We start from the raw sequence: 16,789 nt of genomic DNA, 5'->3' as shown, positions 1-16,789 counted from the left end.
ATGTTGCTTGGCGATCGTTTTAATACCTGCTTCGCCCGTTAAATATTGCTGAACGGCAGTAAGTTTGAATTGCATTGTGTACTTGGACATAAAAACACCCCAAAAATGGACGGGTGTCCAACTTTTGGGGTGCAGTTCATTTCGTGGGCTTTTTCGTTCCATTCGTTCGGTCTAATGATTAACGGGCGTTATTCGCGCGAGAAAAAAACGATAAGCACTGCTTTGCATTACCCCCCATATGTCACTTCAGTTGTTAATTGCAGTACGCGAGAAGTCTTTAGGCCTGAATCCTAGCGCAAACAACGCGGCAAAATAAACACCTGCTCCGGCAATAACCAGCACGCTTAGCCAGCCGACGCGCAGTAGCTTAGTCATTTCGGCAAAGTGAGGGATGAAGTGCAGTAAGCCCAGCAATAGCCCGCTCATGATCATAACCCCAGCCACAATCCGTAGCATAAAGGGCTTCCAGTTTGCCTGTGGGGTGTAATAGCCTCGTAAACGCAGCGTGCGGTATAGCAGCCCTGCATTTAAGCAAGCGCCTAAACTCATCCCCAGCGTTAACCCAGCATGCTTGAAGGGGAGTACCCATAAAAAGAGTAGGTTGATGGCTAAAGTGGCAAACAGCGTAATTAAGCCAATACGCACAACGGTTTTAATCTCTTGGCGGGCGTAAAACGCGGGGGCGAGGATTTTAATCAAGATTAAACCGATTAAACCGACGCTATAGCCGACCAGCGCTTGCTGCGTCATAAGCGCATCATGGATGGTAAATTTACCGCTTTGAAACAGGGTTAGCGTTAGTGGCCCAGCAAGGATGGCCAAGGCAACTGTGGCGGGCAGACATAGCATGATGCATAGGCGCAGCCCCCAATCTAACAAACGGTCGTAGCTGGCTTGATCATTACTAGCATGGCTGCGGGCTAGGCTGGGTAATAGGATCGTCCCTAGCGCCACGCCAAGCACGCCAGTAGGGAACTCCATCAGCCTATCGGCGTAGTAAATCCATGAAACACTGCCGGAAGCCAAGAAAGAGGCGAGGTTTGAGTTAATAATTAAGCTGATTTGCGCCACCGATACACCAAAAATAGCAGGGCCCATTTGTTTAATGACTCGCCAAACGCCTTCGTCTTTAATATCTAGCTTGGGCCACATCAGCATGCCCAGTTTGGCTAAGTGGGGAAGTTGATAGCAAAGCTGAGCCACGCCGCCAATTAATACCGCAATGGCGAGGGCAAAAATAGGCCTATCCATCAGCGGAGCCAGCCAAAGCGCGCAGGCAATAAATGAAATATTAAGGAGTGTGGGCACAAAGGCGGGAACAGAAAAACGGTTGTACGTATTTAGAATACTGCCCACTAATGAAGAAAGCGAAATCAATAAAATATAGGGAAACATATAGCGGAGCAGTTCTACTGCTAAATCAAATTTAGCGGCATCTTTAGCAAAACCAGCGGCAGAAAAATAAATAATCAATGGTGCTGCTAAAACACCCAAGAGCGTGACAATCACGAGTACCAAGGTCAGCATGCCGGCAATTTTGGCGATAAACTCTTTGGTTTCTGCTTCACCTTTACGAGATTTGTATTCGGCCAGAGTGGGGACAAAAGCTTGGGAAAAAGCGCCCTCGGCAAAAATACGCCGCAGCATATTGGGCAGCTTAAATGCGGTAAAGAAGACGTCTGTGCCAGCACCTGCGCCAAACGCATGCGCAATAATGGTGTCGCGTACAAAACCCAAAATACGAGAGACCAGCGTCATGGAGCTGACTGCCGCTAGTGTTTTTAAGAGGTTCATAATGAGGGTTTGAGTAGTGAGGGCGCAATTATAAGGCCGGATCTTATCTGTATTGCAAGCTATGCGAATGCCTGTGGAATTTATGGGAAAAGGATGCGTTTTTTTGGGGGGAGGCGTGCCTTGTTGAGGTTCGCTGCGCAGAAGTGCTTGCCAGAAGCTAAAAGTGAGGCTATCATCGCCGGTTTCCGAATTAGCCCGATTTTTGGGCAAGCCCGTCTCAGGAGTTTCAAAACATGGCTAACAGTGCCCAAGCTCGCAAGCGTGCACGTCAGGCTGAGAAAGCCCGCCAGCACAATACCAGCCAGCGTTCCGCTTTCCGCACCGCGATCAAAAAGGTGCTGAAGGCTGTGGAAGCAGGTGATAAAGCTGCGGCTCAGACTGTCTTCCAACAGTCCGTCAGTATCATTGACCGTATCGCTGATAAAGAAATCTTCCACAAGAACAAGGCAGCTCGTCATAAGAGCCGTCTGTCTGCAGCAATCAAGGCTATGGCCTAATTCTGTAGATGTTCGAGTGAAGAAAACCCCAGCCTAGGCTGGGGTTTTTGTTCGTTTGGGCCTTTAATTAGCGGCGTAGTGGCGGCATTCTTAGCCTAAATGCGGGCATTAAACGCTGGTAGTCGGCCTCTTCAAAAGTAAATAAATGTTCAGTTTCGTTGTTGCTAACGACTAGATTAGTAAGGCGTACAAAGCGCCCAGTTTCTTTCCAGATGGCTGCAGCTAAGCGTTCGCTAAGCCACTGAGGGCTGTCCGAGCTACTACATTCCGCGCTAAGGTTTAGTAGGCAAGTGTCGCGACTGAAAGGGCGCTGCTCATGCCATAGGGTTACAATGCCTTCACGCGCTAGGCTGTGTAGGCAACGTTTAGCCTCAAAGCATGAAAGGGGGGCGATGCTCAACTGAAGCTGCAAATCAATAGTCATAATGCTCGCTCCTTTATAATGACTTAGCGGCCTGTTACTTAGGCGACCGTCGCGAAAAAATGACCGGTTCGAGACAGATTTCACGCATCTAGCTATTTAGCGCGAAAGTGCGTGGAATATAGCCGAATCCAGAGTTTTTGCAGTAGGTCCGCCTTAAGTTCGACAGGCTGCTAGCTAGTTTGAATCTTATAGGGGTTTATGGCGGGTGTTTTGACCGTATATCGGCAGAGCGAATGCGTTTATGCTAAATTCTATCAACGATGTAAGACAGGCCTGATTAGATGTCGCAAGTGGATTCAGAACACCTTCCTTTACCGCGCATTCTTGTCGTGGATGATTCTCGCATTGTTCGGGCGACAATCAAAAAGCACCTTGGTATTGCCTACGATGTGATTGAAGAGGCTGATGGTGAGGCAGGCTGGCAGCGGCTTCTGGCCGATGAAAGCATTCAGTTGCTGATCTCTGACTTAACCATGCCTGAGCTCGATGGCTTGGGCTTATTGGCCCGCGTGCGCGGTGCTGGTGATGGGCGTTTGTATTTGTTGCCGGTGATTATTATCTCGGGTGAAGAAGACGATGCCACTAAGCAAAAATGTGTTGAATGTGGTGCTACAGACTTTATTACAAAATCAACCGATAGAGCTGAAATGCTCGCACGTGTTGCCGCTAATATTCAATTGGCCGCGATTCAGCAAGAGCTAGTCATTGCACGCACGGAGAAGGCGCAGGAGATTGCTCGGGATAGCATGACTGGGGTTTCAAGCTCGAATTTGCTGATGTTGCAAATGGAGCAATCTATGGCCTATGCGCTGCGGCACAATTCTGAAGTGACTTTGCTCTTATTAGAGATCGATCATTATCAGCCGCTAAAGCAAAAGCTTGGCGAGCGCTTGGCTGATCAAATGCTGAGCTTGTTAGCTAAGCTTTTGGCGGCCAAATTGCGCCGAGAAGACACGCTGGCGCATGTGGATGGGCCGCAGTTTGCGATTGTGGCACCAGGCACTTCTTTATCGGAAGTGCGAGTCATGGCCGAGCGCTTAAGGCAAGGCGTAGCAGCGGCCAGAATTAATTACCGAGATGAACGCTTAACGGTGACTGCTAGCGTGGCGGTGGCTAACTCTTGGCATGATGATACCCACTCGGCTCCTGCCTTATTTAGCAAGGCTACAATGAGGCTATATGGCTCTACTGGGCCTAATCGTATTTTAATGCCGGATGAGAACGTCAATCGGCTGCCGGTATTAACATTGGCAGACGCTTTACTGATGCTGCATAAGGGCCAGCAAGCCGAGGTTGCGCCACATCTGCCTGCTTTGCTAACAAGCTTGCAGCCACTGCTTGATTTGGCTAATGCAGAATATGGGTTAGATTGGTCTTTAGGCTTTTTGTCGGATAAGTCATAGGCGGCGCTTGCCCTCAGCCAATGCCCTGTTTATAGCACCAGCTCTGCGCTTGGATGTTCTACTTTGCGCTGCTCTACAAACAAGCTGTTTCCCTGCTTACCTTTGGCTAAATGTTTGGCGTGGGTCGCTGCTGCCGCAACTTCGTGGTGGGTGAGATAGCGATCTTTACGGGCTTCGATCACCCCAATGGATAGGCTGCTGAGCGGAAAATTCTGCACCACGCCACGGCGATCCTCACTGCTATAGCTGTTTGCTAAAACGTGCTCTGGTTCAAACAAGCTTTTTACCCTCTGCTCAAATTCTTTGAGCAAGCTTTGGCAGCGGCTTTTCCAGTCTGATGAGCGAAATAGCACCATAAAATCATCGCCGCCAATATGGCCAACAAAATCAATTTGTGGGTCGGCAATGCCAAGAAGTAACTCCCCCAGCATTCGAATCATGCTATCACCACGGGCATAGCCATAGACATCGTTATACGGCTTAAAGTGGTCTAGATCGATATACGCCACAGTAAATGGGCGCTGCTCTGCGAGCAGGACTTCCATATGCTCTTGAATAGGCACATTGCCTGGCAATAAGGTCAGTGGATTGGCATGGCGGGCAGCGCGTATTTGTAATTCGGTGATGGCCCGCATTAAATCATGGCCGGTTCCCATGCCTAAGTAATGGCCTTGCTCGGTAATAATAAAGCCATCGGCTAGATGGCGGTGATCGGCTGCGGTGACTAATTGGGATAGCTCTTGCAGGCTGGTGGAGTGCTCCACAATCAGCGGAGTGCAATCCATGAGTGCTTTGCAGGGCTTATTGCCGTAAAGCTCGTGAGCAAAAGGGCGGCTAAAGTATTCGATGACTTCATGGCGACGTAATAGGCCAACCGGTCGATGATCATCAATCACCGGCAGGGCATGAATTTGGGGGTGTTTGCTAAAGATACGGCAGATTTCTGCACCGCTTTGCCTAGGGGAAACGGTGGGCACTTCAACCAGTAATTGGCCTGCTGTTTGCTCATTCAGCACCCCAGAGCGAGGGTCTTTTTCGAGTAAATTAAGATTGAGTTTTCGCGGCGGGTGCGCCTGCGGCAGGGCAATAAAGTAGCCTTGTACATAGCTAATGCCAATCTTTTGCACGATTTGTAAATCAGCTTGCGATTCAATGCCTTCTGCAATAACCCGTGCACCGGTATTGATGGCGATATGTTGGATTGATCGAACAAATTGTCTTTTTTGTGCGTCGCAAGCCAAGCCTTGAATAAAGTATTTATCTATCTTAACGAATTCTGGTTTGAGCTCTGACCATAGCCGTAATGATGAAAAGCCTTCTCCTAAATCATCCAGCGCAATCTTAAACCCCATATCGCGGTAGTGGAGCAGCGCTTCTTTAAGTAGTGCGTAATCGTGGGTGGGTTGCGTTTCGGTTAGCTCAATCACCACGCGCTGCGGAGCAAGACCTGCGGCATTTAATAGCGCGAGGGTGGCGCCCGGTTTGAAGTCTTGTTCTGCTAAACAAGATGGGATCACATTTAAAAATAAACGTCCAGCCAGCTCTTCTTTTACAAAGGCCTGAATAACAGTTTTACGGCAGGCAAAATCAAGGGCGTGTAAACAGCCTAATTTTTCAGCAGTGCGAAAAAGATTAATGGGGGAATGTAAAAAGCTGGATGAAGGGCCTCTAATCAGCCCTTCATAGCCGTAAATTTCACCATCTCTTGTTGACGCAATCGGTTGAAAAAGTGCCGTCAATAAATTTTGGCGAATGATATTTTCTAGTTCTTGCCTAAGTATTTCTAGGCTGGGATTTGCAGTCATGTGAAGCCAGATATTCAGCGTAGGCATAAAGAATAACAGTGAATAGTTACGCTCGCATGACAGATGATTCTCTCAGGTGATCTAGTGATATGGATGGGTTAAATTAATTGTGCTTCTTTTAATTCGTTCTTTAAATAGGCATAAAAAATAGGCGCAGCCACAAGGCCGGGTAGGCCAAATATGGATTCCATTAGCAGCATGGCCAGAAGCAGCTCCCATGCAAAAGCATGGATACGCCCGCCAACAATGCGCGCATTTAAGAAATATTCGAATTTATGAATAATCACTAAGAAAGCTAATGACCCTGCCGCTACTGAGGCTGAAACGCTCATGCTAACGGCCACAATCGCCGTGTTAGAAATCAGATTACCAATCACAGGCAATAAGCCCGCTAAAAAGGTAATGACAATTAATGTTTTAGTGAGTGGCAGGGAAACGCCGCATGAAGGTAACACTACTGCCAAGTAGACTAAGGTAAAAAATGTATTGAGCGCAGAAATGCGTACTTGGGCAAACACGATTTGTCTGAATGAATGAGCCAAGCGGGCGCAGCGAGTTTGCAGGGCATCGAGCAGGGGCGCTTTATCTTGGCTGTTGTGGTGTAAAGACAGCATGGCACCAATCACCATGGCGATCAGCATTTGCGCCAATGTATGGCCGGTGCGAGCGCCAATTTGCTGTAGCTGAGCGATGTGCTTATCTGACCACTGGTAAAAGGCGGTTTTCCACGCCGTTACATCTTGCGGCAGGCTTTCTAACATCCAAGCGGGCAGCCAGTTGGCCAGCTCATGATGCAAGGCTTCGGCAATTTCACCTGATTTACGCATGATGCTAGGCATAGACGCCGATTCGCCATGAAACACCGATGCCAAGCTAAAGCCCAGTAAGACCAGCAGCAAGATAATAAAGGCAGCAAAGATAATCAGTGCAACCGGTTTGGCACGCTTGGGTGGCAAGCGGCAAATGAAAGGGGCTTGCGCGGCTTGCGCCACCAATTCATAAACTAATAGCCCGATCAGTAAGGCGGGTAGCAGGTGATTCAGCATGACAATAAGTAGAAACAACCCAATCATGAAATAACTGGCAATACGCGTGTAGCGGTCTAGCTTAAGCATGGGTCATCCAGAGTGAGGTAGGTTGGGGCACGGCATGCCGTGCCCTTTAAGGCTTACATAGAAAAACGGTTGGTAATTGGCATACGCCAATCTTTGCCAAATGCGCGGTGGGTAATCCGTGGGCCTACCGGCGCTTGGCGACGTTTGTACTCGTTAATGGTCAGTAAATGCACCACGCGGTCTACATCTGCCTTGGCAAAACCCTTGGCGATAATCTCGGCGCGGCTAAGGTTTTCTTCTACATAGGCTTGCAAGATTGCATCCAGTATTTCGTATGGCGGTAATGAGTCTTGGTCGGTTTGATCTGGGCGAAGTTCCGCAGAAGGTGGGCGAGTAATAATACGCTCAGGAATCACCATGCTTTGGGTATTGCGCCAGCTAGAGAGGCGATAAACCAGTGTTTTTGCCACGTCTTTGAGCACAGCAAAGCCGCCTGCCATATCGCCGTAAAGGGTGGCGTAGCCGGTGGTCATTTCTGATTTATTGCCGGTGGTGAGCACTAGCTTGCCAGATTTATTAGATAAAGCCATCAGCAAGGTGCCACGTGCGCGTGCTTGTAGGTTTTCTTCGGTGGTGTCTGCCGCTTGGCCATCAAATTCATCGCTCAAGGCATACATAAAGGCTTCATAAATGGGCCAAATTTCGATTTCTGAATATTTGCAGCCCAATATTTTAATCATTTCACGCGAATCATCCACGCTGATATCGGCGGTGTAACGTGATGGCATCATCACGGCGTGTACTTTATCTGCGCCTAGCGCATCCACAGCAATCGCCAGTGTGAGCGCCGAATCAATCCCGCCGGATAAACCCAGCAATACCCCTGGGAATTTATTCTTGCCAATATAATCTTGCACTCCAAGGACTAGCGCCTGATAGCTGCTGGCCTCATCGCTTAAATCTGGCGTAATAGCGGCGGGTTTTAGCTTGCCTTGTTGGTAATCAATAAAGGCCAGCTCTTCCTTAAATGCAGGCAATTGGGCCACCAGCTCACCAGACTTATCCATAGCAAAGGATTGGCCGTCAAAAATGAGCTCGTCTTGGCCCCCCACCATATTGCAATACACCATCGCCATGCCGGTTTCTTCTACACGCTGGCCGACCACTTCTCGGCGGGTGGATTGTTTGGCTTGGTTATAGGGTGAGGCATTTAAGATTAATAATAGCTCTGCACCTTCGTCGTCTGCTGCAGAAGCAGGCTCCACATCCCAGATGTCTTCACAAATGGCGAGTCCAATCTGTACGCCATCCTGCTCAAACACCAAGGGCGAATAGCCTGGCGAGAAGTAGCGAACTTCATCAAAAACTTGGTCATTGGGCAGCAGCAACTTGTCATAGCGGCCAAGTACATTGCCATCCCGAATCACGATGGCGCTGTTAAAGCGTTCTCCACCACTGGCACGCGGATAGCCCAGTACGAGGGTAATGCCATCTAGCTCATCAATAAAACGGCCGACGGCGGTGGCGCACTCAGCCAAAAAAGCCGAGCGTAGCAATAAATCTTCTGGCGGGTATCCGCATAGCGCCAGCTCAGGGGTCAGCAAAATATCCGCACCCTCGGCTTTGGCCTGAGCGGCAGCGGCAAAAATCTTGGTGGTATTGCCGGCAAGGTCACCGACAATAGGGTTGAGCTGGGCAATGGCGATTTTCATCGTGGCGGCGTCGCGTAAGAGAAAAAAAGCTATTTTAAGGCAGAACGCCATAGTGATGGGAAAGTGTATGAGTCAGCTACTGTTGTCATCGCCCTGTGCTAGTCCATTTTAGGCAAGCAGGCAGGATGGCTAGGGCGATTTTTTGCCATCGCCATTCATCTAAATGTAATCACTAACTGATATTGCTTAGCAAGATCAAAAAATACGCAGCCCACTAAAAAACAAAAAACACGCGCCATCCAGTCGATGGATAAATATTTTGTGTGGATGTCTAGATGATTTGTATTGATTACGGAATTGCTTACGTTATTTGTTGGGTATGCCGTGGGTAGGTTTTAAACTATGAAAGTTTGCCTGCACACTAGGGTTTGTCGTACTAGGCTGATAAGGCAGTTTTCAGTTTTTTCTGAATGAAACTAGCCGCTTGTCGGGCTGCTAGCTAATAGGGCTTATGAGTATGCGTAGTGTAAAAGGTATGTTTTTGACGCTTGGTGCATTGGTGGCGTTTACTTTGCTGCTGTTGTTAAGCACGGCAATTTTGCTGAAGCAAAGCGCCGATGCGCATAGCCAAGCCGTATTACAGCGTTATAACTCTTATTTATTGGCGGATGAGTTAAGGCAAAGCTCAGATGATCTCACTCGGCTCGCGCGTAGTTATGTAATTACGGGTGATGCTAAATATGAGAAGCAATATTGGGATGTACTGGATATTCGTAATGGTAAGAAAGCGCGGCCACAAGAATATCAGCGGATTTATTGGGATTTTATGGCGGTGGATGGGATTGCGCCAAGGCCTGATGAGGGGAAGGTTTCTTTACAATATTTAATGAAACAGGCGGGTTTTAGTAATGCAGAGTTTGCCAAATTAAAAGAAGCACAGGTTAATTCTGATGATTTGGTTAAAAGCGAAACAATTGCCATGAATGCAGTAAAAGGGCGTTTTGCTGATGATGCAGGGCAATTTACTAAACAGGGCGAGCCAGATTTAAAACTCGCTGCAGATTTGATGCATAACGCTAATTACCATCAATATAAAGCGCAAATTATGCGGCCCGTGGATGAGTTTTTTGTTTTGCTAGAGAAAAGAACCGCGGCCGCAGTGAGCCTTGCGGAGCAAAATAAGCAGTTCTATTTGAGCTTAATGCAGGGTGTTTTACTTTTGTTTGGCTTGGTTTTATTGCTGCTGTTGGTTTGGACTTATCGGCGTTTGATTCAGATCTTGGGTTGCGAGCCAGGTAAGGCGCTACAAATTGTGCAGCAAATTGCGGCAGGTAATTTAAATGTGCATTTTACTGAAAGCCACGAGCAAAGCTTATTAGGGGCGTTAGGCAGGATGAGTCAGCGCTTTAGGCTGGTAATTGGGGATATTAAAACTACCTCGGGGGTGTTGGCGAGCACTTCAGAGCAAGTTCATGCTTCTGCACAGCAGCTATCGCAAAATGCGGCAGAGCAGATGGAAAACATCGAAAACACCAGTAATGCGCTAAAAGAAATTAATTTTACCGTTAGCCAAAATAGCGACAATGCCAAAGTGACCGAGGAAATGGCAGGTCAAGCATCCAGTAGTGCGGTAAAAGGGGGCGAGGCGGTAAAACAAACGGTGCAGGCGATGCGGCAGATTGCTAAGAAAATCAGCATTATTGATGATATTGCTTACCAAACTAATTTGCTGGCGCTGAACGCCGCCATTGAGGCGGCAAGGGCAGGGGAAAATGGCAAGGGCTTTGCGGTTGTAGCATTAGAAGTCAGAAAGCTGGCAGAGCGAAGCCAGCTTGCCGCACAAGAAATCAGCGATTTAGCCAGCAATAGCGTCAGCCAAGCTGAAGGCGCTGGTCAGCTATTAGAAAATATCGTGCCATCTATTCGTAAAACCTCTTTGCTGATTCAGGAAATCTCTTTTGCTTCCCAAGAGCAGGCACAGGGGATAGACCAAATTAGCCGCTCAGTAGAGCAGCTCACCCAAGGCACGCAAGCCAATGTAGGCGCTGCCCAATCCCTAAGCCAAGCCGCTCAAGAGCTGGCGGCACATGCCAGTGTGCTGGAGCAAAATATTAGTTTTTTTCAAGAGCAGGAACCTCCTGTTTAGCGCTTGGCTGCTTGCAGGGCTTGCCATCTCCAAAAGACTAAGGCGATGGCGATGAGAGCATGAATGGTGCTGATGAGAATGCTGGTGATTGCTGCTGGATGACTCATTGGCATGATGAAATAAGCCACACTCGTTAAACCGCTGCTATGTGCTAAAAATGGAAGTAGCCCATTAATAAGCGCTAGATAGAGCAGGCTATTGGTGATGCCTCGCTTGGGGCCAAAAGCAAGGAATACGCAAATGGCGCTATCCCTTAGCAGCATCAAAGCCATGGAGAGCGGGGCGGTGGTGATGCTAGAAAGCTCGCTTGGAGCTGCCCCCATTGCGAGCAAGGCAAACGCAAAAGAGAGTAGTAGCGTGGTGGGCCAGAGCGGTAAGTTAATCAGTGCCCCATGCCAGTTTTGGGCTTGAATCCGCTGCTGGATTCGCTGCCAAATGGTGATGCTATTAGGCTCAGAAAACAGCGTTGCGTAGGTCATGCTGCTGCTGATAATCAGGCCGAGCATAGGCAGATTCTCGTGATTAAAACCTGCTAAAAATCCTGTAAGTAGGCAGGCAAATACCGGCCACGCCCAAGGCTGTGTGCGCACTTGCAAGGCGTTTTGCATGAGTCGCCAAGCGGCAAAAATGCTACAAACAGCAAAGAAGCTGCCAGCTAAAAGCTGAAATTGCAGCGGCATAAAGCTGATATCCCACCAAGTAATCGGCGTTTCGCTGAGCTCAAACAGGCTGGGCATTAAAAAGAGTGGGGGGATTGCCAGTAGCAAATTAAAGCTGCCACGGCGATTTTGGGCGAAATCTGATTGGCCTAGTTGCAAGTTCATCACTAGCGCTGCACCGTGTAGCAGCAGGCTCATTGCGATCAGCGATAGCGCTTTGAACAAGGTATTGATTGGGTCTTTGGCAAGATCGCTAATCAGCAGTACCAAGATACAAATCGCCCCGCCGTACCAGTTAAATAAGGTTGCACCAAATAACTTGCCCCAAGTCATGGCCCAAGGGCTGAGCGCGCTCATTCTTTGCTGATCCCAAGTGTGATCTCTTTGCTCATCGCCAATCGCTGCTGCGGCGTTTTTTGTACCCCATAGCCAAACAATGCCAACAAACAACATCGCCGCAGAGCTGCCTACGTGGCTGGCTTGGCCATTCATCGCTACAGCTAAAAAGATCAGCCCCAAAATGGCGGGCATGCCGATTAAGCGGTGCAGAGAAAAATTGAGCCATAGATTGCGTTTAAATTCTGGGTTCATGGTTTTCCACCTTCTATCGAGCGCAGATAAGCTTGCTGCAAGTTTTGCTCGCCAAAGCTAGTAATTGCTAGGCCCGCTTGGATGAGCTCGGCCAGCAGCAGCGCTTGCTCTGAGTTATTGCCATTGAAATCAAACTCGGCATGTAAAGCATCGGCTTTACTGAGGCTAATGGCGGGGTTGGCACTTAAAATATCCATGAGCTTATCGTTGGGGCTGGCAAGGCGAAGCTGTAATGCCTTGCAGGCTAGGCCCTGATGTAGGGCGCGGTGCTCTAGAATTTTGCCATCTCTAAGCACCAGCATATGGCTGGAATAAGCTTCTAATTCGGCCAAAATATGCGATGAAACCAACAGCGTCATGCCGCTGGCCTGCAATTGGCGGAATAAAATTGCCAGCTCATTGCGTGCCTCAGGATCGAGCCCAGATGCGGGCTCATCAAGCAGTAAAACTTGCGGAGCATGAATAATGGCTTGGCCAATTGCCACGCGTTGGCGTAAGCCGCGCGATAGGCTACTGGCTTTTTGCCCCAGCCTATCGCTTAAAGATAAGCACGCTGCAGTACTGCTGATTGCGTCAGCAATCTCATCCTTAGCCAAGCCTTGTGATGCCGCGGCGTATTCCAAGCACTGGGCCACGGTGAGGTCTTGGTAAAGGCCAAAAAAATCAGATAAATAGCCCATCCGCCTATGCACCGCGCGAGGTTGCTCTTGCACATCTAAGCCCGCCACGGTGATTGAGCCTGCTAGCGGCGTTTCTAAGCCAGCGATGCAGCGCATCAAGGTGGTTTTACCCGCCCCATTTGCGCCAACAAGAGCGGTTACGCTGCCTTGCTCTACTTGTAGATTGAGCTGATTGAGCGCCCGATGCCCAGTGTAGTCAAAGGTAAGATCAGAAATTTGAATCATAGAATTCTCTGGAGGGATCTGATGTTTGTGCATGGCACGATCGCTTGCCAATCGCTTTAAGCTGGCATCATACTTCATCCCTGCTTTTGGCGGGTGTCAGCTAAATAACTGATGTTATGCAGCAAGATCAAAAAATACGCAGTCCACTAAAAACACAAAAAGCACAAATAGATGCCGCATGACCATTGTTTTTGAGTGATTTTAATAATTTTTTTTAATATCAAATACTTATTAAGCAATGCACCTAGGCATCATGTTAAAAAAGCAGAGGGAAATTATCTTTGTTTAATCTGTTTTTTTTCGTGCATTTAGTGTTTTTCATGGATTAAATAGTCTTTGCGCGTAACATCAGTAAATAATTCTAATGGAGTGGGGTAATGATGAATGCTGTACTGGATCGTAATCAGTTTTTTGTAAAAGAACACTTGGGGATTTTTAAAGCGGCCAATAATTTTGATATTTTGGATCCAGTGAGCGGGCAAGTTATCTTGGAATGCCGTGAGCCAAATTTAGGCATGGTGACTAAAGTCTTGCGCTTTACCGATTACAAACGGATGACGCCATTTGATGTACAGATTACGCAGCCAAATGGTGCTTTATTATTATCGGTGCGGCGTGGGGTGAGTATTTTTCGTTCGAATGTTGAGGTTTTTGATCATCAGAATAAAAAAATAGGTGAATTCAGACAAAAACTCTTATCTATTGGCGGTAAGTTTGAATTGCTCGATGCCAATGGGCAATCGCTCTGCTGGTTACAAGGAAGCTGGACCAGCTGGAATTTTAGCTTTGATCAAGATGGTAAGCAGCTGGCACAAGTGAGTAAAAAATGGGCAGGGCTAGGGAAAGAGCTGTTTACTTCAGCTGACAACTATATGCTCTCTATCGATGCGAGCGTGGCAGGAAATGATCCTTTACGGCCATTGATTTTGGCTGCGGTCATGTGTATTGATATGGTATTAAAAGAGTAATGTTTTTTTTATTTACATGGAATAAAAATGGCAGAAAATTTAAGTATTCAGGGCAATAGCAAAGAAGAGCGGTATCAAAATCTGCTGCCGCAAGTTTTAGCTTTGATTGAGGGCGAAAGCGACTTAATTGCTGCAATGGGCAATGCCTGCGCCGCCATGCATCACACATTTGGCTGGCTGTGGACGGGTTTTTATATTGTAAAAAATGATGAATTGGTCTTGGGGCCGTTTCAAGGGCCGATTGCCTGCACTCGCATTCAAAAAGGGCGCGGCGTGTGCGGTAGTGCGTGGCAGCAGGCCACCACATTGGTGGTGTCTAATGTGGATGATTTTGCTGGGCATATTGCCTGCTCATCGTTGGCCCGCTCAGAAATTGTGCTGCCCTTGATTGATCGCGATGGCGTGGTGCTGGCGGTATTGGATGTGGATTCTGCGGAGCTGGCGACTTTTGATGAGGTGGATGCCAAGTATCTGGGCGAGATCTGTCAGGCCTTGGTGCGATTGTTTTAGAGTTGGATGTGGCACAAAGGCTATGCTGCTGAGCGGGATAGCTCGGCAACAATCATTTCAAATTTCAAATACATCAATATCGTCATCCCCGAGTGTTTTTATCGGGAATCCAGAGATTTTGAGTGCCTCAGGGCTGGATTCCCACCTGCGCGGGAATGACGATTCAATAAGCTGAGCTATGTAGGCCAATATACTGTAGGGGCGCAGCAAGCAGCCTCCTACGAGTTAACGCTATTAACGTTGATCATCTCAGATAAACAACAAAAAATGAGCAAGAGCCATCATCAGCTTGTGTTTTTTATAAGTGATTGATTTTAATCGATAGGCGTGTGAATAAAACGGTGGCAATACCTCATCTCAATTGTTCGTGCTTTAAGTTTTTTTCGTGGACGACGTATTTTTTGATCTTGTTATCACTCATTAAAATGAAAGCCATTGCCCGCCGATCAGCGGCTGCTGCGTCCGTGGTAAAATCGGGCCGCTGTTTTACTTCCTAGGTCTTTCTCATGCTGCACCTCTTAAATACCCCGCAACGCGAAGCTGTGGTTTATCTTGGCGGCCCTTGCCTCGTTTTGGCGGGTGCTGGCTCGGGTAAAACGCGGGTGATTACGCAGAAAATTGCGTATTTAATTGAGACTGCGGGCATGGATGCCAAAAACATCGCTGCAATTACCTTTACCAATAAGGCTGCGCGCGAGATGGAGGAGCGGGTGGGGGCACTCTTGCCCAAAGCCATGTTGAAAGGCTTGACGGTATCGACCTTTCACTCGCTCGGGCTAAAAATGCTGCGTGAAGAGGCGCGGCATCTGGGCTATAAACCCAAGTTTTCTATTTTAGATTCGGCAGATGCCGCCAAGATTATTGCCGATCAATTGCTCACCACCGATAAGCAGCTGATCCGCAGCAGCATGAGCCAGATTTCCATGCTGAAAAACGATCGCATCTCGCCTGATAAGGCGCTGAGTATGGCGGAATCCGAGGGCGAGCTACAGCTGGCCAAGCTCTACTGCTCTTATCAAGACACGCTATTTGCTTATCAGGCGCTAGATTTTGACGATCTGATTCGCCTGCCGGTCGATTTATTTGAAGCGCATCCAGAAGTCTTAGCCAAATGGCAAAATCGTCTACGCTATCTGCTGGTCGATGAATATCAAGACACCAATACCACCCAATATCAGTTGGTTAAGCTATTAAGTGGCGTTACCGGCTTATTTACCGCAGTGGGCGATGATGACCAGTCGATTTACGCTTGGCGCGGTGCCAATGTGGATAATTTGCGCCTGCTGCAGGAGGACTTTCCTAAATTGCAGGTGATTAAGCTGGAGCAAAATTATCGCTCGATGGCGCGGATTTTGCGCTGCGCCAATGCGGTGATTGGTAATAACCCAAAATTATTTGAGAAAAAGCTCTGGTCTGATCTGGGGATTGGCGACCCGATTATGGTGATCGAAACCAAGACCGAGGAAGAAGAAGCGGCCATGGTGCTGGATCACCTCGAATCGAGCCGCTTTTTAAATAATGGCAAATATTCTAATTACGCCATTTTGTATCGCGGCAATCACCAAGCACGGATCATCGAGCAGCAGATGTGGGGCCGTCGTATTCCCTATGTGATTTCGGGTGGGCAATCGTTTTACGATAAGGCCGAGATCAAAGACGTGCTGGGCTATTTGCGCTTGATTGCTAATGAAGATGACGATCCGGCGTTTATCCGTGCCGTGACCACCCCTAAGCGCGGCGTGGGCAATGTCACCCTAGAAAAACTGGGTACTTATGCGGCGAATCGTAATGTATCGCTATTTGCTGCCGTGTTTGAAGAAGGCTTTATTCATCAGGTACAAAGCACCCAGTACGAGCCGCTTAGGCTATTTGCAGAATTTATCAACCGCATGCAAGACCGAGCCCCCGTAGAGCCAGCAGGGCAGTTGCTGAATGAGCTGCTGCTAGCCATCGATTTTGAAACATGGCTCTACGAGAATGACGACGCGCGGCCTGCCGAGGCCAAATGGAAAAACGTCCAAGATTTAGTCGCATGGATTGCTAAAAAAGGCGTTGAAGACGATAAAAGCCTGATTGATATCGTGCAAACCATTGCGCTGATCACCATGCTGGAAGGGCGTGATGAAGAAGAAGTAGATGCGGTAAAATTATCCACCTTGCATGCGTCTAAAGGTCTGGAATACCCGCATGTGTTTTTGATTGGTTGCGAAGAAAACATCCTGCCGCATCAAAACTCTATCGAAAGCAATATGGTAGAAGAAGAGCGGCGGCTGATGTATGTGGGCATTACTCGTGCTCAGCGCAGCTTAACGATTAGCTATTGCGGCAAGCGCCGCCGTGCCGGGGAGTGGCAAATCACCGAGCCAAGCCGCTTTTTAAA

General features: G+C 48.2%; 13 protein-coding genes. 6 read left to right on the top strand and 7 right to left on the bottom strand.

Annotation, left to right across the window (positions count from 1 at the left end):
* Positions 1 to 246 precede the first annotated feature (246 nt).
* Complete coding sequence (gene murJ, locus Q0R17_RS06280) at positions 247 to 1,794, bottom strand: murein biosynthesis integral membrane protein MurJ (protein WP_293933080.1); 1,548 nt, start codon at positions 1,792 to 1,794, stop codon at positions 247 to 249.
* 233 nt (positions 1,795 to 2,027) lie between these two features.
* Between murJ and rpsT the strand changes: the two genes are divergently transcribed.
* Positions 2,028 to 2,291: a 30S ribosomal protein S20 gene (gene rpsT / locus Q0R17_RS06275; RefSeq protein WP_099398629.1), complete on the top strand. Its 264-nt coding sequence runs from the start codon at positions 2,028 to 2,030 to the stop codon at positions 2,289 to 2,291.
* A 67-nt stretch (positions 2,292 to 2,358) separates the two neighbouring features.
* Here rpsT and Q0R17_RS06270 read toward each other — a convergent pair whose 3' ends face one another.
* Positions 2,359 to 2,715 carry a hypothetical protein gene (locus tag Q0R17_RS06270; RefSeq protein WP_293933077.1) on the bottom strand — a complete coding sequence of 119 codons (357 nt, stop codon included), beginning with the start codon at positions 2,713 to 2,715 and terminating at the stop codon, positions 2,359 to 2,361.
* 281 nt (positions 2,716 to 2,996) lie between these two features.
* On the opposite strand from Q0R17_RS06270, the gene Q0R17_RS06265 reads away from it, so the two are divergent.
* Positions 2,997 to 4,118, top strand: coding sequence for a diguanylate cyclase domain-containing protein (locus Q0R17_RS06265; RefSeq protein WP_293933075.1), 1,122 nt, complete (start codon positions 2,997 to 2,999; stop codon positions 4,116 to 4,118).
* A gap of 29 nt (positions 4,119 to 4,147) precedes the next feature.
* On the opposite strand, the gene Q0R17_RS06260 is transcribed toward Q0R17_RS06265, so the two are convergent.
* The 3 genes from Q0R17_RS06260 to Q0R17_RS06250 form a co-directional block, all read right to left on the bottom strand.
* Complete coding sequence (locus Q0R17_RS06260) at positions 4,148 to 5,923, bottom strand: GGDEF domain-containing protein (RefSeq protein WP_293933073.1); 1,776 nt, start codon at positions 5,921 to 5,923, stop codon at positions 4,148 to 4,150.
* A 98-nt stretch (positions 5,924 to 6,021) separates the two neighbouring features.
* The gene (locus tag Q0R17_RS06255) at positions 6,022 to 7,038 is read right to left on the bottom strand and encodes an AI-2E family transporter (protein WP_293933070.1); all 1,017 of its coding nucleotides are present in this window, start codon (positions 7,036 to 7,038) and stop codon (positions 6,022 to 6,024) included.
* A gap of 53 nt (positions 7,039 to 7,091) precedes the next feature.
* Entirely contained in the window at positions 7,092 to 8,690 is a 1,599-nt protein-coding gene (locus Q0R17_RS06250; RefSeq protein ID WP_293933068.1) for an NAD+ synthase, read from the bottom strand.
* Between the two features lie 457 nt (positions 8,691 to 9,147).
* On the opposite strand from Q0R17_RS06250, the gene Q0R17_RS06245 reads away from it, so the two are divergent.
* The gene (locus Q0R17_RS06245) at positions 9,148 to 10,776 is read left to right on the top strand and encodes a methyl-accepting chemotaxis protein (protein WP_293933066.1); all 1,629 of its coding nucleotides are present in this window, start codon (positions 9,148 to 9,150) and stop codon (positions 10,774 to 10,776) included.
* Here Q0R17_RS06245 and Q0R17_RS06240 read toward each other — a convergent pair.
* Positions 10,773 to 12,026 (bottom strand): hypothetical protein, encoded by a 1,254-nt coding sequence (locus Q0R17_RS06240; RefSeq protein ID WP_293933064.1) that lies wholly within the window; start codon positions 12,024 to 12,026, stop codon positions 10,773 to 10,775. The two genes, Q0R17_RS06245 and Q0R17_RS06240, sit on opposite strands and share 4 nt — an antisense overlap.
* Complete coding sequence (locus Q0R17_RS06235; protein WP_293933062.1) at positions 12,023 to 12,931, bottom strand: ABC transporter ATP-binding protein; 909 nt, start codon at positions 12,929 to 12,931, stop codon at positions 12,023 to 12,025. Before Q0R17_RS06235 ends, Q0R17_RS06240 begins: the two co-directional genes overlap by 4 nt.
* A 377-nt stretch (positions 12,932 to 13,308) precedes the next feature.
* Between Q0R17_RS06235 and Q0R17_RS06230 the strand changes: the two genes are divergently transcribed.
* The 3 genes from Q0R17_RS06230 to Q0R17_RS06220 all read left to right on the top strand — a co-directional run.
* Positions 13,309 to 13,899, top strand: a complete 591-nt coding sequence (locus Q0R17_RS06230; RefSeq protein ID WP_293933060.1) for an LURP-one-related/scramblase family protein — start codon at positions 13,309 to 13,311, stop codon at positions 13,897 to 13,899.
* Positions 13,900 to 13,926: 27 nt separating this feature from the next.
* Positions 13,927 to 14,409, top strand: coding sequence for a GAF domain-containing protein (locus Q0R17_RS06225; RefSeq protein WP_293933058.1), 483 nt, complete (start codon positions 13,927 to 13,929; stop codon positions 14,407 to 14,409).
* Positions 14,410 to 14,915: 506 nt separating this feature from the next.
* The coding region (locus Q0R17_RS06220; RefSeq protein WP_293933057.1) for a UvrD-helicase domain-containing protein at positions 14,916 to 16,789 on the top strand (1,874 nt) is incomplete at its 3' end.

Origin of the sequence: Iodobacter sp. (assembly GCF_025352645.1) — a bacterium.
Classification (GTDB): domain Bacteria; phylum Pseudomonadota; class Gammaproteobacteria; order Burkholderiales; family Chitinibacteraceae; genus Iodobacter.
This window is presented reverse-complemented; position numbering and strand designations above follow the sequence as displayed.

Coding starts and splice junctions, on each gene's coding strand:
- Q0R17_RS06245 (WP_293933066.1), top strand. CDS start 9,148: ATGCGTAGTGTAAAAGGTATGTTTTTGACGCTTGGTGCATTGGTGGCG.
- Q0R17_RS06250 (WP_293933068.1), bottom strand. CDS start 8,690: ATGAAAATCGCCATTGCCCAGCTCAACCCTATTGTCGGTGACCTTGCC.
- Q0R17_RS06225 (WP_293933058.1), top strand. CDS start 13,927: ATGGCAGAAAATTTAAGTATTCAGGGCAATAGCAAAGAAGAGCGGTAT.
- Q0R17_RS06260 (WP_293933073.1), bottom strand. CDS start 5,923: ATGACTGCAAATCCCAGCCTAGAAATACTTAGGCAAGAACTAGAAAAT.
- murJ (WP_293933080.1), bottom strand. CDS start 1,794: ATGAACCTCTTAAAAACACTAGCGGCAGTCAGCTCCATGACGCTGGTC.
- rpsT (WP_099398629.1), top strand. CDS start 2,028: ATGGCTAACAGTGCCCAAGCTCGCAAGCGTGCACGTCAGGCTGAGAAA.
- Q0R17_RS06235 (WP_293933062.1), bottom strand. CDS start 12,931: ATGATTCAAATTTCTGATCTTACCTTTGACTACACTGGGCATCGGGCG.
- Q0R17_RS06265 (WP_293933075.1), top strand. CDS start 2,997: ATGTCGCAAGTGGATTCAGAACACCTTCCTTTACCGCGCATTCTTGTC.
- Q0R17_RS06255 (WP_293933070.1), bottom strand. CDS start 7,038: ATGCTTAAGCTAGACCGCTACACGCGTATTGCCAGTTATTTCATGATT.
- Q0R17_RS06270 (WP_293933077.1), bottom strand. CDS start 2,715: ATGACTATTGATTTGCAGCTTCAGTTGAGCATCGCCCCCCTTTCATGC.
- Q0R17_RS06240 (WP_293933064.1), bottom strand. CDS start 12,026: ATGAACCCAGAATTTAAACGCAATCTATGGCTCAATTTTTCTCTGCAC.
- Q0R17_RS06230 (WP_293933060.1), top strand. CDS start 13,309: ATGATGAATGCTGTACTGGATCGTAATCAGTTTTTTGTAAAAGAACAC.